The following is a 13,896-nucleotide window of genomic DNA, read 5'->3' as shown; positions in this document are numbered from 1 at the left end:
TATTTTTCGGGTAATATGTTTCACAAAACTAGTAGGACAGCACCGGGAAAAATTAGCATTTAACGGCAATAACTATGCAGAATCCGGCATTTGCCCGAAGCGATACAAATGGCTGACCACACTCCGTTGCTTTATCTAATTAGCTGATTATTTGGTAACTTAGTCGGCCTGCTGCCGGAATTCCTTGGGGGTGAGGCCGGTCTTGGCCTTAAAAAAACGTGTAAAATCACTAGGATTGGTTTCGGAGAACTTGAAGGCGATTTCGCTGATGGAGAGCGGGGTTTGTCTAAGCAGCACTTTCGCTTCTAGCACAATCATATCGGCCAGCAACTCCTGCGAGGTTTTACCGATGGTTGCTTTGACGCACTTATTCAGGTGGTCGGGCGTGACGGCGAGCATAGACGCATACTCGGTGACTTTGTGGGTCTGATAAATATGCTGCGACAAAAGGTTCTTGTATTTCTCCGTGACTCTGACGGCTGCATTCTGGGCCATAGGTCCCCTGGCTTTCCGGACAAGGCTGAGCTCCGTAAACAGGGTCAGCAAATAGGCCGTGATCAGATTGGTGTTCAGCGACTGGGTAGGTTCGTATTCGGTCAGCAGACGATTCAGAATATTCAGCACCGGCTGCTGCAGGGAGTCGCTTATCTGGACGAGGGGGTCGCCTGAAAAATGCCAGAAGCTAAATTCTTCGTAGAACGGTGTATTCGGAAACAGCTTGTTGAAAATCATGCCGTCGAAGTGGCAGAAGAAGCCTTTCGCATCCGGGCTGAGGTATTCATGCGTAGAGATTTGCAGGGCCGGCAGAAAAAAGAACGTATTTCCGGAAAATTCGTACTGATGCAATCCTTTGCTACGGATTGTGTGACCTTCGGTCAGAAACAGGAAGTCATATACCGTTTTCCGGTGAGGCTGCAGGGGAAATCTGATTTTTTTGCTAACGTCTTCAATCCGGTTTATATGAAACAGGTGGTGAAAATCAGCCATGGGCATTTGCCCCTCTCCCCCGAAATGATGTACGTTCAGTTCGCGGGGCGATAGGGGCGCTATTTTCTTTGTGTCCTGTTTCAAGGAGGTCGTCACTGGCAATCAATAGGTAATCCTTATTACAAAGTAAGAAAATCCGATTAGATTATATCCTTACCTTTTTATCTTTTTGCAAGCCATACACGACTATCTGTGGTTGAATGGCCGTGTATCATCCAGGTAAACGCATGAGAGTACTTATTATTGGCGGAGGTATCGGCGGCCTGACTACGGCCCTCAGTTTGCATCAGGCAGGTTTCACCGTACAGGTCTATGAATCAGCCGCTCAGATAAAGCACCTGGGTGTCGGCATCAATCTGTTACCCCATAGTGTGCGGGTACTAACGGATTTGGGATTAGCCGAACGTCTGGCGCAAATCGCCGTCGAGACCCAGGACCTCCGCTACTACAACAAGCACGGTCAGTTGTTTTGGGAAGAACCCCGCGGGCGATATGCCGGTTACCACTGGCCACAGTTCTCGGTCCACCGGGGTGACTTCCAATGGCTGTTGTTTGAACAGGTACAGCGGGTAATTGGTCCGGATGCCGTTCGCACGGGTCATCATTTGGCGTCGTTTGCGCAGACCGATACAGCGGTAACCGCCACCTTCATCAACCGGGAAACGGGTGAGGTAGTCAGCAACGATACCGGCGATGTGCTCATTGGTTGCGACGGTATTCATTCGGTGGTGCGTAAACAATTGTATCCGAACGAAGCAGGGCCACGTTTTTCGGGGAATGTGCTGTACCGGGGCACCACGGTAATGCCTCCCTTCCTGACAGGCCGGTCCATGGTTATGATTGGGAGCCTGAAGCAAAAAATGGTTGCCTATCCCATTCGGGAAGTGGACGAATCCGGTCTTCAGCTCATCAACTGGGTAGCCAATCTGCGGGAGCCGGACGATTACCACATGCAAATTCGCGACTGGAACCGCCAGGCCGACCAGGAGCGGTTAGTAAGCATCTACCAGAACTGGCAATTCGACTGGCTGGATGTACGCGCCATGATTGCGGACGCAAAGGCGGTGTATGAGTTCCCGATGTCAGACCGTGACCCGCTGGACCGCTGGACATATGGCCGGGTAACGCTGCTCGGCGATGCTGCCCACCCGATGTATCCTATCGGTTCCAACGGTGCCTCTCAGGCCATTCTGGATGCCGAAGCGGTAACACAAGCCCTGGTCGAAGAAATGGATGCCAATCAGGCGCTGGAGCGGTATGAACGCGAGCGGCTGCCGGCAACGGCCAGGGTGGTGCTGCAAAACCGGCAGAAAGGCCCGGACCAGATTTTGGACATGATGGAAGAAGCCGCCCCGGACGGATTTAACGATCCGAACGATGCTGTTCCCTACGAAGAACTGAAAGCCGTCATGGACCGGTACCGTCAGATTGCCGGGTTCGACAAAGAAACCCTGAACCGGAAATCAGTACAAAAGTCTTAGTCTCTCCTAACTCAAGCTATACCTACGATGCATCTGTTTACGAAAACCCTCGCTCTGTTGCTGCTATGTGGCTGGTCTGCCCAGGCTCAGCAGGTAATTCCGTTGTACTCCGGCAAGGCACCCGGCTCCGAAGGCTGGGACTGGCAGGAAAAGGAAAGCACTAAAAATATGTTTAATACGAGGGTGGTATATAACGTAGTTAGTCCATCCTTAACCGTCTACCAGCCTCAGCCCGGCACAGCTAATGGCACCGCCATCGTAATCTGCCCGGGCGGTGCGTTTCACACCCTTTCCATCGATAGCGAGGGCATTGACGTAGCCAAATGGTTGGCGGCTAAAGGCGTAACGGCTTTTGTGCTCAAATACCGGGTAGTCCGCAGTATAACGGATGACCCCGTTGCCGAACTGATGCCAAAGATGCGCGGCATGAAAAAACTGGATGCCGAAAACGCACCTGTCGTTCCGCTGGCAATTGCGGACGGCCGGAAAGCGATTGAGTATATCCGGGAACACGCAGCCCAGTATGGGGTCAACCCCACCCGCATCGGCATTATTGGCTTTTCGGCCGGTGGTACGGTCGCAGCTGGCGTGGCGTTTTCGTATACGGCAACCAACCGGCCTGCCTTTGTAGCCCCAATCTATGCCTATACGGGTGCTTTGGATAACTCCAAGGTTCCGGCCGATGCGCCACCGCTCTTTGTGGCAGCGGCCACAGATGATCAACTGGGTTTTGCCCCGCAGAGCACCAAACTGTACAACGACTGGATCGCGGCCGGCAAACCCGCCGAATTGCATATGTACGCTAAAGGTGGGCATGGGTTTGGTATGCGGAAGCAGAACCTGCCGGTCGATAGCTGGATTGACCGCTTCGGCGAATGGCTTGCCTTCAACGGCCTCCTCACCAAAGCCCCCTGACGATAAATATTCACACAAGAGCCGACAAACTAATTAACCACTCAACTAATTACTCATGACGCCCCGGTTACTCCTCCTTACCCTGCTAATGCTACCCGTTTGGGCTAATGCCCAGCCGAATTTTCGCAGCAATACGCCCAATGACACGCTGGTTTCGCCCAAGTTGCTGCCTGAGAATCGGGTGCAGCTTCGCATCTACGCGCCCAAAGCGTCTGATGTTACCGTGTCAGGTGATTTTCCCAGCGGCTTTCCCAATCAGAAACTCACCAAAGAGCCAACCGGTGTCTGGTCGCTGGTGCTGGGGCCACTGAGCCCGAATGTCTACACCTACGACTTTACGGTGGATGGCGTCAAAACCTTCGACCCGAAAAACCCGAAGTTCAAAGAATCGCAGAACGGCATATCAAACATCTTTGAACTGGCGGGGAAGGATACCGATTACCTGGCGGTGAAAAATGTGCCGCACGGGCGGGTCGAGTCGGTCTGGTATCCGTCTTCATCGCTGGGTATCACGCGCCGGATGCACGTGTATACCCCACCGGGCTACGCTACCTTAAAAGAAAAGTTACCCGTGCTGTACCTGCTGCACGGTGGTGGAGACAATGATGCGTCGTGGACTACGGTAGGAAAGGCCAACTTTATCCTGGATAATCTGCTGGCCGAAGGCAAAATCAGGCCGATGGTCGTGGTCATGCCGGCCGGGCATGTACCGGGTACCGCCCTGGCGATGGGTGCCGGTCCGGAGCAGGACCCCTTTGCCAAAGACCTGCTGACCGACATTATCCCGTTCGTCGAAAAGAACTACAGCGTATCCAGCCAACGCGAGCACCGGGCACTGGCGGGTCTGTCGATGGGCGGTATCCAGACGATGAACATCGCGTTGTGGAATCCCGAAAAGTTCAGCTACGTCTTGCCGCTGAGTACCGGTTATTTCCCGCCTGTCTTGTCGGAGTTGGAAGCCAAATATGCTCAGGTGCTGAAAAATCCGCAGATTAATAATTGGAAGCTGTTCTGGATTGCGATGGGTGGAGACAAGGACATTGCCTACCAGAACAACAAGAACACCATGGCGCTGTTCGATAAATACGGTATCAAGTACCGGTACACGGAGGTACCGGGCGGCCATACCTATTTAGCCTGGCGTAACAACCTGTACCAGTTTGCTCCCTTGTTGTTTCAGCAATAAAAAAGTCTTTCGTCAATTATACCACCCGCTCAATAATCATTGCATACCCCATGCCTACACCAACGCACAGGGTAGCCAGGGCGTAACGCTTGTTCTGCCGATGCAACTCCAGCGTAGCGGTTTGCACCAGCCGGGTACCTGACATACCCAGCGGGTGCCCCAAAGCGATGGCTCCGCCATTGGGGTTAATGCGGGGGTCGTTGTCTGCCAGCCCTAACGCCCGGATGCAAGCCAGCGATTGAGCGGCAAAGGCTTCGTTCAGTTCAATTACGTCCATATCATTCAGCGTAAGCCCGGTTTTCTGCAGCACTTTCTGCGTAGCCGGAACGGGTCCAATGCCCATGATGCGCGGCTCAACACCAACTACGGCGGAGGCTACAATGCGGGCTTTGGGCGTCAGGTTGTACCTGTTCACAGCGTCTTCAGATGCAATGAACATAGCTGCGGCCCCATCGTTGAGCCCCGATGAGTTACCGGCCGTAACCGTTCCACCCTCTTTTTTAAAGGACGGCTTCAATTTGGCCAACACATCGGGCGTGGTTTGGGGTTTCACAAATTCATCGGTATCGAAAATCGTAGCCGGTCCTTTCTTCGACGGGATCTCTACCCCAATAATTTCCGCAGCTAACCGGCCCACCTGTTGAGCCTGAGTAGCTTTTTGTTGAGAGTTATAAGCAAACAGATCCTGATCCTCCCGACTGATGGCATACAACTCAGCCAGGTTTTCTGCCGTGACTCCCATCGCGTCGGTGCCGTACATGGCGTGCAGCTTCGGGTTCACAAACCGCCAGCCAAAGCTCGAGTCAAACATTTGCGCGTCGTTACCAAATGGCTTCGACGTTTTGGAAATCACCCAGGGGCCCCGCGTCATGTGCTCCATGCCGCCGGCAATAAAGACGTCACCATCGCCTGCCTTAATCGCCCGGTTGGCGTGGATGATGGCCGACATGCCCGACGAACACAGCCGGTTTACGGTCTCCCCCGGAACAGTGTAGGGTAGTCCGGCCAGCAAAAGCGCCATACGCGCTACGTTGCGGTTGTCTTCGCCGGCCTGGTTGTGGCAGCCCAGAATGACATCGTCAATAGCATTAGCCGGAATGTTCGGATTTCGGCCGAGCAGTTCTTTTATAGGTAATGCCGCCAGATCGTCGGCCCGCACGGGCGACAGGCTTCCCCCAAAACTTCCGATGGGGGTACGGATGGCGTCAATGATGAATGCGTCCATAATATAAAGAGTGAAAGAGCGAATGAGTGAAAGAGCGAAATGTGGCGGAGCTATTCACTCTTTCACTCATTCGCTCTTTCACTCTTTAAAAACTCCGCCTTCGTCTTCGCTTTTACTTCCTCCAGGGTTGCGCCCGGCATAAGCTCCAGCAACGTAAGTTTACCGGCCGGGTAGGCGAAAACGGCTAGATCGGTAATGACCAGATCGACTACACCAGTGGCCGTCAGGGGCAGCGTACATTGTGGCACAATCTTGGGCGAACCATCGGGATTGGTGTGCGTCATGGTAATGATCAGCCGTTTGGCTCCTTTGGCCAGATCCATCGCTCCCCCTACGCCGAGCAGCGGTTTACCCGGAACAGCCCAGTTGGCCAGGTTTGCGGCTTCGTCTACTTCCAGGCCACCCATGATGGCGACATCGATATGCCCACCCCGGATCATGGCGAAGGAATCGGCACTATCGAAATAGCTGCTTCCTTTCAGCGCCGTTACGGGTATTTTACCGGCATTGACGGGATAATCCATCGCGCCACCGCCGTCGGCCGGAACCGGACCCACGCCCAGCATCCCGTTTTCGGTATGCAGAATAATACCCTGTTCCTCCGTAATCAGGTCAGCCAACAGCGTCGGAATACCGATACCCAGATTAACTACATCCCCCTTTTTCAATTCCGCCAGCGCCCGACGCGCCATGTTCATGCGCAGGTCATCTACTTTCTTGGACGATGATACCGACGCCGACGTGCCCAGATCCTCCAGGGTAAGTGTAGCCTGTACCAGATAATCGACAAAGCAACCGGGTGTATGCACATGCTCCGGGGCAATCTCCCCTACCGGTACAATCTCTTCCACTTCAGCAATAACCAGATCGGCGGCCGTGGCCATGGCTTTGTTGAAGTTATTCTCCGTCATACGATATTGCAGGTTACCCGCTGTATCGGCCCGCCAGGCCCGGATGAAGGCCACATTACCCCGTATACTAGGGATGAATACCTGCTCAACGCCACCAATAACTTTGGTTTCGCGACCCTGCGCCAGCGGAGTGCCAGCCGAAGTAGGCGTATAAAAACCTCCAATACCGGCGCCCCCCGCCCGAATGGCTTCGGCCAGGGTACCCTGCGGCAGGAGTTCGTACTCAACCTGGCCACTTTGAGCGGCTTTCACCGCATCTGGATTTGAGGTAAAAAACGAGCCAATTATTTTTTTTAGTTGACCGTTTCGGAGGAGCCGTCCACCACCCAGGCCCGCTTCCCCCGTATTGTTCCCAATAAACGTTAAGTGTCTGGTTCCGGTTTCCGCCAGCGCGTGCATCAGGTGAACCGGATTGCCGGTCATGCCAAAACCACCCTGTAACAGCGTATCGCCGTCTTTCACGAGTTTAGCGGCTGTATAAACATCAATAATAGGTACTTGCTTCATGGAAATCTGGTTAATGCGTCAAACGGTAAACCCACGTAGTTCTCGGCAATGGTAGCCGCGTAGGCGTCTGACATACGGATGTAATCAAATTTGGCCCGTTGCAGCCGGTACTGAAAAGAACCGTGATCATCCTGTTTGTGAAACAGGGTGGTCATGAAGTTGGAGAAATCCTGCGCCCGCCAAATGCGTCGGAGCGCCGTTTGGGTATAGTGCTCCAAACCACGGTATGAATGCTGCCGGTAATACTCGACAAAGCCATCTACCAAATGCTTCACATCGGCTATAGCCAGGTTTAATCCCTTGCCACCAGTCGGGGGCACAATATGAGCCGCATCACCCGCCAGAAATAAGCGCCCTATCTGCATGTTGTCGATGAGGTAGCTGCGCATGGGCGTGATGCTTTTCTCGAAAATAGGCCCGCTGTGCAGCTGCCAGCCCGGTGTTCCTAACCGAACCGATAATTCTTCCCAGATCTGATCGTCCGTCCAGTTATCGATATGATCCTCGTTTTCCACCTGGATGTACAACCGGCTGACGGTCGATGAGCGAAGACTGTGCAGAGCAAAGCCGCGTTCGTGGTAGGCATAGATCAGTTCTTCGGAAGAAGGGGCTACGTTGGCCAGAATACCCAGCCAACTAAACGGGTAGGTTATGGAATACTCGTTGTAGCTGTTTTTAGGCATGGTTTTGCGCCCAATGCCGTGAAAACCGTCGCAGGCAGCTACAAAGTCACATGTTACGACTCCTTCTTCGCCTTCATGCTCAAAATAGATTTTGGGCTGTTTGGTGTCATAGTCTGCAATCTGGCGCGCGGGAGCCTCAAACAGTAACGTATTTCCACCGGCCAGCCAGGCGTCGGTCAGGTCTTTAACCACCTCCTGCTGCCCGTAGATGGTAATATGGCGGCCACCGGTATAAGTATCAAACGGAACACGAATGCGCTCGCCGTCAAAGCTCAGGTACACACCGTGATGGGCGTGACCTTCCCGTACGAGCCGGTCCGCCAGTCCCAGATCTTTCAGAATGTCGACGGTATTCTGTTCCAGCAAACCCGCCCGGACGCGAGCCTGCACGTAGTCCCGGCTCCGGTGTTCAATAATAACCGACTCGATACCCTGCTGTTTGAGCCAGTGCGCCAGTGTCAGACCCGCCGGCCCTGCGCCAATAATACCTACCTGAGTTCTAATCTGCTTCATGACTAAGAAGGGCTGATGCCGGCCGTCTCGAAAACGTCGAGGGCAGCGTGAAAGGCTTCGTTGGCAGCCGGGAGTCCGCAATAAATAGCCGACTGCATAATCACTTCTTTTATCTCGGCCACGCTCACACCGTTATTCAGTGCCGCCCGGACGTGCATCTGAAATTCAGCTTTGCGGTTCAGGGCAATCAGCATGGCCATCGTGATCAGGCTGCGGTTAGGCTTGGAAAGACCAGGCCGGGTCCAGATTTCACCCCAGGCGTAATGGGTAATAAATGCCTGAAAGTCGCGGTTGAAGTCGTTGATCTGACTGTTTGCTTTGTCTACATGCGTATCCCCCAGCACCGTCCGTCGAACGTGCATACCCTGATCAAATACCGACTCACCTACCAGAAAGTTGATCAGTACCTGGGCGTATTGTTGCGGTAATTCGGTAGCCGCTAAGTGCCGGGCGGGCAATACCTGAAGGCGGGCATTGGGAATACTGGTCGCCAGGAATTCGGCCTGCTCCACGTTGGTCACCGGATCTTCATCACCCGTGATCACCAGTGTTTCCACCGAAAGCTGCGGAAGTGTTTGCTGGAAATCGGCATCGCGAATGGCCGCACAACAGGCTGCATAACCCTCTTCATGGCTGCGCAGAAACATGGCTCTGGTTTCGGCCACGCGCTGCGCATTATTGATCCTAAAGCTATCAGTGAACCAACGTTCCATGGTATCGTCTGCAATGGCCTGCATGCCCTGTTGGGTAATGGTCTCAATACGGCTGTTCCAGCGCTCATCGTCACCGATTTTCGCACCGGTATTGCTGATTACCAGTTTCCTGATGCGGTCCGGGTAGTTAATACCCAGCCACTGCCCAATCAGTCCCCCCATCGACAGCCCGCAAAAGTACGCCTGTTGAATACCCAGTTTATCCATCAGATCCATAACGTCCTGACCCAGCAGGTCGATGGTGTACGGGCCGTCCGTCACGTCGCTGCCACCGTGCCCGCGGGTATCGTACCGGAGTATCCGGAAGTACGGCAGCAGGTACGGTACCAGGTCGTCCCACATCATCATCTCCGACCCCAGGGAGTTTGAAAAAATCAGGACCGGACTGGTTGGCGTGCCTTGCAGTTTATAATGGATAGTCATAAAGAGCGAAAGAGTGATTGAGTGAAAGAGCGGTTTATCGCTGGCTGAGGCTAGTCAGGTTTGCCGGATTCGTGTTGGTGCAGAATGGTGTCGATGATGTTGAGACTCTGACCGATAGAATTTTCAGGTTTGAACAAATCTTCCAGATTGGGCAAATCAACATGCTGGTCGAATAGCACCTCTTTGAGGTGTTTTTGCTGGTCGATAGCCAGCGCACATGCTTTCTCGACCAGCGCATGTGCCTGAGCTTTGCCGAGTTTTGGTGCTAATGCCAGCGAGACAGTTTCGGCATAGATCAGACCATTAGTTACCTCCAGATTTCGGCGCATGCGCTGATCGTCTACTTCTAACTGGCTGAGGAGTTCCAGGCTCCGCTCCACCGTCCCGGCAGTTAGCTGCATTATGTCGCGGAGCACTTCCCATTCTGAATGCCAGAGTCCGGCTGAGCGTTCGTTTTCCTGGGGCATTGCTGCCAGCATGGTAGCCACCAGATTGGGTACCCGGTTGGCGTTGGCCAGGATGGCTGTACACGTCACCGGATTCCGCTTGTGGGGCATGGTGCTGGAGCCCCCTTTCCCTTCGGCTTTTCCTTCCAGCACTTCGGCAATTTCGGTCTGCATCAGCAGCGAAACATCTTTGGCGATTTTGCCCAGACTGCCGTTCAGTATCCCCAGTACCGATGCCAGTTCAGCCAGGTTATCCCGCTGGGTGTGCCATGAGTTAGCCGTATCCAAATCCAGTATGTGGGCAAATGCTTCCTTTACCTCGTTCGGAATATGGCTGTTCTGACTACCAGCCGCACCGGCTAACTGGACCACCAGCACTCGCTTCTTCGTCTCTTCAAGTCGGCTTTTCGAGCGGCTGACACCGTCGAGCCAGTAAGCAGTTTTTAAACCGAAGGTAATGGGTTTAGCCTGTTGCAATAGCGTCCGGCCAATCATCGGCGTCTGGCGGTGCCTTCGGGTAAGCACTACCAGAAGGTTTTCCAGATGGATTAGCTTCTCCTTAATCCATTCCAGATAAGCCTGGATTTGTAATACTGTCGCCGTGTCGACAATATCCTGACTGGTAGCACCAAGGTGCACATATCTGGCGGCCTCGGGATCGCGTTCCTGTACAAGTTGCGTCAACTGTTTGACCAGCGGAATAGCTACATTGCCACTCAGGGTAATACCTTCTTTCAGCTTGCCCATGCTGATAAGTTCTACCCGGCAACAATCCTGAATTACGTCTGCTACCGACGGCGGTACGATGTTATAAGCCGCCTGAGCCCCAGCCAAAGCGGCTTCGACCTGGAGCATCCGGTCGACAGCATGGCCTTCCGAAAAGAGATAGCGGATCTCGGCACTGTAAAATAGGTCGGAATACAGGCTCACAGAGCGTTAGGTTATGAGTTGGATTATACCTCAAAGAAAACAGTTTCGTGCTCGCCCTGCATATAAATGTTGAATTCGTACCCGCCTGGTGTTTTGCGGGCGATGAGCGTTTGCCGGCGTCCGGCCGGAACGGCGTTCAGTACCTCGTCTTTTTCATTGGCTTCGGTTTCGTCCGGAAAATACAGCCGGGTATACGAATGCAGTAACTGCCCCCGCATAAAGACGATCAGGGAGAAATGAGGTGCCTGACCCTCTACGGATTCGGGTTTGGTGGCATAAAAGATATACCGGTTCTCAGGATCGGTGCCGGTGCCGAAACGGCCGAAGCGTTTATTACCGGCGTCCCAAAGCTCAATCATGGCATCTGAGATAGGCTGACCTTCTCCGTCAAATACCTTTCCTGTCAGAGTGATGATTCCCGCTTCGTTGAGTGGATCTGCCAACTGATTTCCGGCCAGGCTTTTAAAATCGTACAGGTACTGTTCCGGTACCAGGCCGTAGGCAAAGTAGGGGCCTACTGTTTGTGAAGGAGTTTGTGTCATGGTTAATTGGTTCATTGGTTGATTGGTTCGCTGGTTAACAAGTCAACCAATGAACCAATTAACAATCATCTGGTCTCAAAGGGAGTTTCATTATGGCCTCTCAGCACAAAGTCAAACCGGTAGCCTAAGGCAAAATGCGGTTCTGTTACCCCAAGATCAAACTGGCAAAGCAACAGTTCGCGGCCTTTCGGCGGAATACTCAGGTAAACCGGGTCGTAGGGCAGCAGCGGATCACCGGCGAAATACATCTGGGTGACCAAACGCGTGGTAATGTTCGGTCCAAACAACGAAAAATGAATGTGGTTGGGGCGCCAGGCGTTGTAATGATTGCTCCAGGGATAAGCGCCCGGTTTTATGGTATAGAATTTATAATACCCTTCAACATCGGTCATGACCCGGCCGGCCCCCAGGAAATTAGGGTCCAGTGGCGCGTCGTGCTGATCCACCTTGTGCACATACCGCCCAGCGGCATTGGCCTGCCAGATTTCGATCAGGGTGTGCGGAATGGGTCGTCCGTTTTCGTCGCGCACGTAGCCATGGATGACAATGCGCTCGCCCAGCGGCTGCCCGTTTTTAACCGAGTTTTTGGTCAGGTCGTGGTCGTGCGGCCCTACATGCATATCGCCGAAGACAGGACCAGTGAGCTCAGACAGGGATTGTTTAATGACGACTAACGGCTGGGTAGGCGCCCGCAACACCGTCGATTTGTAGCCGGGGGCCAGATACGGTGGGTGTACGTCCCGGTCAAAATGATTATAGATGAGTTGGCTCATAAAGAAACGGAAACGTTCTGTTTAGGACCAGCCACAAAGCTACCGGGATTGTCATAGATCATCTTGGATAAATAAAAAAGAAATTTGGACAAACAGAACATTCTTCCCAAATTCACGGCCATAGTTGACTTTTTAGAACATAAATGCCTGCATCCTTTAAAACGTTTGAAGGCCTTTACGGCGACAACCGGCAACTCCTTACCGACGGACTGATCCACCACGAATGGCTGGAAGTGCGCAGCCGCCTGCACGATTGGGTTATCGGGGAGCATCTGCATACCGATCTGGTCCAGGTTTTCTTTTTTACATCGGGCAATGGGGTGCTGCTGGCCGATCAGCAGCGGGTGGCCCTTCATCCCCCCTGTGTGTTGCTGATTCCGGCCAACACGCTGCACGGATTCGATTTTGAGCCGGATATGGTAGGTGAGGTATTTACGTTACCTGAACCGATCCTGGATACCCTGTTTAAGGCCTCTCCGCATGTATTACTGGAAGTAAACCGGCTCCATCAGTTCACGTTTGCCGAAGGAGCGGAAGCATTTGCGGACTTGGTAAGCATCAGAGAAAAAATATGCCGGGAGTTGGCGCGGGGAGATCTGGAACGGGCCGTTACCTTACAACTACTGATTCACCTGCTCTGGATTCACTTGTACCGCATCAGCCTCGAAGCCGACCGGCAGGTGTATCCATCCGACAACCGGACGCTACAGTATTTTCATTCTTTTCAGAAGCTGATCCGCAAATCTATTCACGAGGTAAAATCGGTTAAGGAGTATGCGCAGGAACTCAACATAACAACCGTACATCTGAACCGGATCTGTCAGGCTTTGGTGAAAAAATCGGCGCTGGCGGTCATTCACGGCTACCTGATTACTGAGGCTAAAAAATACCTGTTGCACACCACCCAGTCGCTGTCTGAAATTACTTACTCGCTGAATCTGAAAGACCCGGCTTACTTTTCGCGCTTCTTCAGGAAACAGACGGGCCTGTCGCCAAGGGCTTACCGAAAAAAAGCGCAGGAGGAAAACCGCCGGGCATAGGTGGGAAATGGAAGCCTAAAGTTGCCTAACAAGGTGTATTTGTCGGTCGACAGTTACGCTGCTACCTTTACAACTTTGTTATAGTTAATCATCTTTGGACGTGCGGTCCGTCGCCAAACGCCTGCTTTTACAGAACGCAATTGGGAATTGAATCATAATAAATCCTTGGTATTTAATTCATAAATCAATTCTTTGTATTCAGCTTCATTAAGGGCATTGATTTCCCTTAACCACTTAAAGTTATGTATAGAGGCCTCTCTAGAAAGTGCTATGTCAACAACTCCATACTTTTGTTTCAAATAAGATCTGATTTGGAAATGAAGTATCCTGATGAAATCTTCGACAACGTCTGGTGTTGGATTGAGAGCATCTAGCTTAAGTACAGTGTTGCCGCCAGTTAGGTACACTGTTTCTGCTTTTTGAAAAAAAGAGTAAACTGCACCAGCACCAAATCCAAGAAAGCCAAAAATCCAGAAAAGTAACTGCGGAAAACGGACTCCCTTATTATATTCATCAACTAAGAACCTGTTTAAATTTTACGGCTAATGCGATAAATGTTCGCCAGATACACAAAGGATTCGGCCGATGAACAGTCACATTCATAATCTTTGCTGAGTCGGC

General features: G+C 52.6%; 12 protein-coding genes. 4 read left to right on the top strand and 8 right to left on the bottom strand.

What is annotated here, in order from left to right; translation table 11 throughout:
• Positions 1 to 159: 159 nt before the first annotated feature.
• Entirely contained in the window at positions 160 to 1,071 is a 912-nt protein-coding gene (locus ABD949_RS25115) for a helix-turn-helix domain-containing protein (protein WP_345248223.1), read from the bottom strand.
• 143 nt (positions 1,072 to 1,214) lie between these two features.
• Here ABD949_RS25115 and ABD949_RS25110 point away from each other — a divergent pair, with 143 nt between their 5' ends.
• The 3 genes from ABD949_RS25110 to ABD949_RS25100 are packed head-to-tail and all read left to right on the top strand — an operon-like array spanning position 1,215 to position 4,569.
• Positions 1,215 to 2,468, top strand: coding sequence for a flavin-dependent oxidoreductase (locus ABD949_RS25110; protein WP_345248221.1), 1,254 nt, complete (start codon positions 1,215 to 1,217; stop codon positions 2,466 to 2,468).
• A 27-nt stretch (positions 2,469 to 2,495) separates the two neighbouring features.
• A complete protein-coding gene (locus tag ABD949_RS25105; protein ID WP_345248219.1) occupies positions 2,496 to 3,383 on the top strand; it encodes an alpha/beta hydrolase in 888 nt (295 codons plus the stop codon).
• Between the two features lie 55 nt (positions 3,384 to 3,438).
• The gene (locus tag ABD949_RS25100; RefSeq protein ID WP_345248217.1) at positions 3,439 to 4,569 is read left to right on the top strand and encodes an esterase; all 1,131 of its coding nucleotides are present in this window, start codon (positions 3,439 to 3,441) and stop codon (positions 4,567 to 4,569) included.
• Positions 4,570 to 4,585: 16 nt separating this feature from the next.
• Here the strand turns inward: ABD949_RS25100 and pcaF are convergent, their stop codons facing one another.
• The 7 genes from pcaF to pcaH all read right to left on the bottom strand — a co-directional run bounded on the left by pcaF (position 4,586) and on the right by pcaH (position 12,235).
• Positions 4,586 to 5,794: a 3-oxoadipyl-CoA thiolase gene (gene pcaF / locus ABD949_RS25095; RefSeq protein ID WP_345248215.1), complete on the bottom strand. Its 1,209-nt coding sequence runs from the start codon at positions 5,792 to 5,794 to the stop codon at positions 4,586 to 4,588.
• A gap of 62 nt (positions 5,795 to 5,856) precedes the next feature.
• The gene (locus ABD949_RS25090) at positions 5,857 to 7,212 is read right to left on the bottom strand and encodes a 3-oxoacid CoA-transferase (protein WP_345248213.1); all 1,356 of its coding nucleotides are present in this window, start codon (positions 7,210 to 7,212) and stop codon (positions 5,857 to 5,859) included.
• Positions 7,209 to 8,408: a 4-hydroxybenzoate 3-monooxygenase gene (locus tag ABD949_RS25085; protein WP_345248211.1), complete on the bottom strand. Its 1,200-nt coding sequence runs from the start codon at positions 8,406 to 8,408 to the stop codon at positions 7,209 to 7,211. Before ABD949_RS25085 ends, ABD949_RS25090 begins: the two co-directional genes overlap by 4 nt.
• A 2-nt stretch (positions 8,409 to 8,410) precedes the next feature.
• A complete protein-coding gene (pcaDC, locus tag ABD949_RS25080) occupies positions 8,411 to 9,544 on the bottom strand; it encodes a bifunctional 3-oxoadipate enol-lactonase/4-carboxymuconolactone decarboxylase PcaDC (RefSeq protein ID WP_345248209.1) in 1,134 nt (377 codons plus the stop codon).
• A gap of 50 nt (positions 9,545 to 9,594) precedes the next feature.
• A complete protein-coding gene (gene pcaB / locus ABD949_RS25075; protein WP_345248207.1) occupies positions 9,595 to 10,920 on the bottom strand; it encodes a 3-carboxy-cis,cis-muconate cycloisomerase in 1,326 nt (441 codons plus the stop codon).
• 23 nt (positions 10,921 to 10,943) lie between these two features.
• Complete coding sequence (locus ABD949_RS25070) at positions 10,944 to 11,477, bottom strand: peptidase associated/transthyretin-like domain-containing protein (protein ID WP_345248205.1); 534 nt, start codon at positions 11,475 to 11,477, stop codon at positions 10,944 to 10,946.
• Between the two features lie 50 nt (positions 11,478 to 11,527).
• Positions 11,528 to 12,235 (bottom strand): protocatechuate 3,4-dioxygenase subunit beta, encoded by a 708-nt coding sequence (gene pcaH / locus ABD949_RS25065; protein WP_345248204.1) that lies wholly within the window; start codon positions 12,233 to 12,235, stop codon positions 11,528 to 11,530.
• A 143-nt stretch (positions 12,236 to 12,378) separates the two neighbouring features.
• On the opposite strand from pcaH, the gene ABD949_RS25060 reads away from it, so the two are divergent.
• Positions 12,379 to 13,275 carry a helix-turn-helix domain-containing protein gene (locus tag ABD949_RS25060; protein ID WP_345248202.1) on the top strand — a complete coding sequence of 299 codons (897 nt, stop codon included), beginning with the start codon at positions 12,379 to 12,381 and terminating at the stop codon, positions 13,273 to 13,275.
• Positions 13,276 to 13,896: the final 621 nt, after the last annotated feature.

The organism is Nibrella saemangeumensis (assembly GCF_039541915.1).
In the GTDB taxonomy this organism is placed as follows: Bacteria; Bacteroidota; Bacteroidia; order Cytophagales; family Spirosomataceae; genus Nibrella; species Nibrella saemangeumensis.
Note: the sequence above shows the minus strand (reverse complement) of the source record. Positions and strands in the feature narration are given on the sequence as shown.

Coding starts and splice junctions, on each gene's coding strand:
- ABD949_RS25110 (WP_345248221.1), top strand. CDS start 1,215: ATGAGAGTACTTATTATTGGCGGAGGTATCGGCGGCCTGACTACGGCC.
- ABD949_RS25105 (WP_345248219.1), top strand. CDS start 2,496: ATGCATCTGTTTACGAAAACCCTCGCTCTGTTGCTGCTATGTGGCTGG.
- ABD949_RS25100 (WP_345248217.1), top strand. CDS start 3,439: ATGACGCCCCGGTTACTCCTCCTTACCCTGCTAATGCTACCCGTTTGG.
- pcaF (WP_345248215.1), bottom strand. CDS start 5,794: ATGGACGCATTCATCATTGACGCCATCCGTACCCCCATCGGAAGTTTT.
- ABD949_RS25090 (WP_345248213.1), bottom strand. CDS start 7,212: ATGAAGCAAGTACCTATTATTGATGTTTATACAGCCGCTAAACTCGTG.
- ABD949_RS25085 (WP_345248211.1), bottom strand. CDS start 8,408: ATGAAGCAGATTAGAACTCAGGTAGGTATTATTGGCGCAGGGCCGGCG.
- pcaDC (WP_345248209.1), bottom strand. CDS start 9,544: ATGACTATCCATTATAAACTGCAAGGCACGCCAACCAGTCCGGTCCTG.
- ABD949_RS25070 (WP_345248205.1), bottom strand. CDS start 11,477: ATGAACCAATTAACCATGACACAAACTCCTTCACAAACAGTAGGCCCC.
- pcaH (WP_345248204.1), bottom strand. CDS start 12,235: ATGAGCCAACTCATCTATAATCATTTTGACCGGGACGTACACCCACCG.
- ABD949_RS25060 (WP_345248202.1), top strand. CDS start 12,379: ATGCCTGCATCCTTTAAAACGTTTGAAGGCCTTTACGGCGACAACCGG.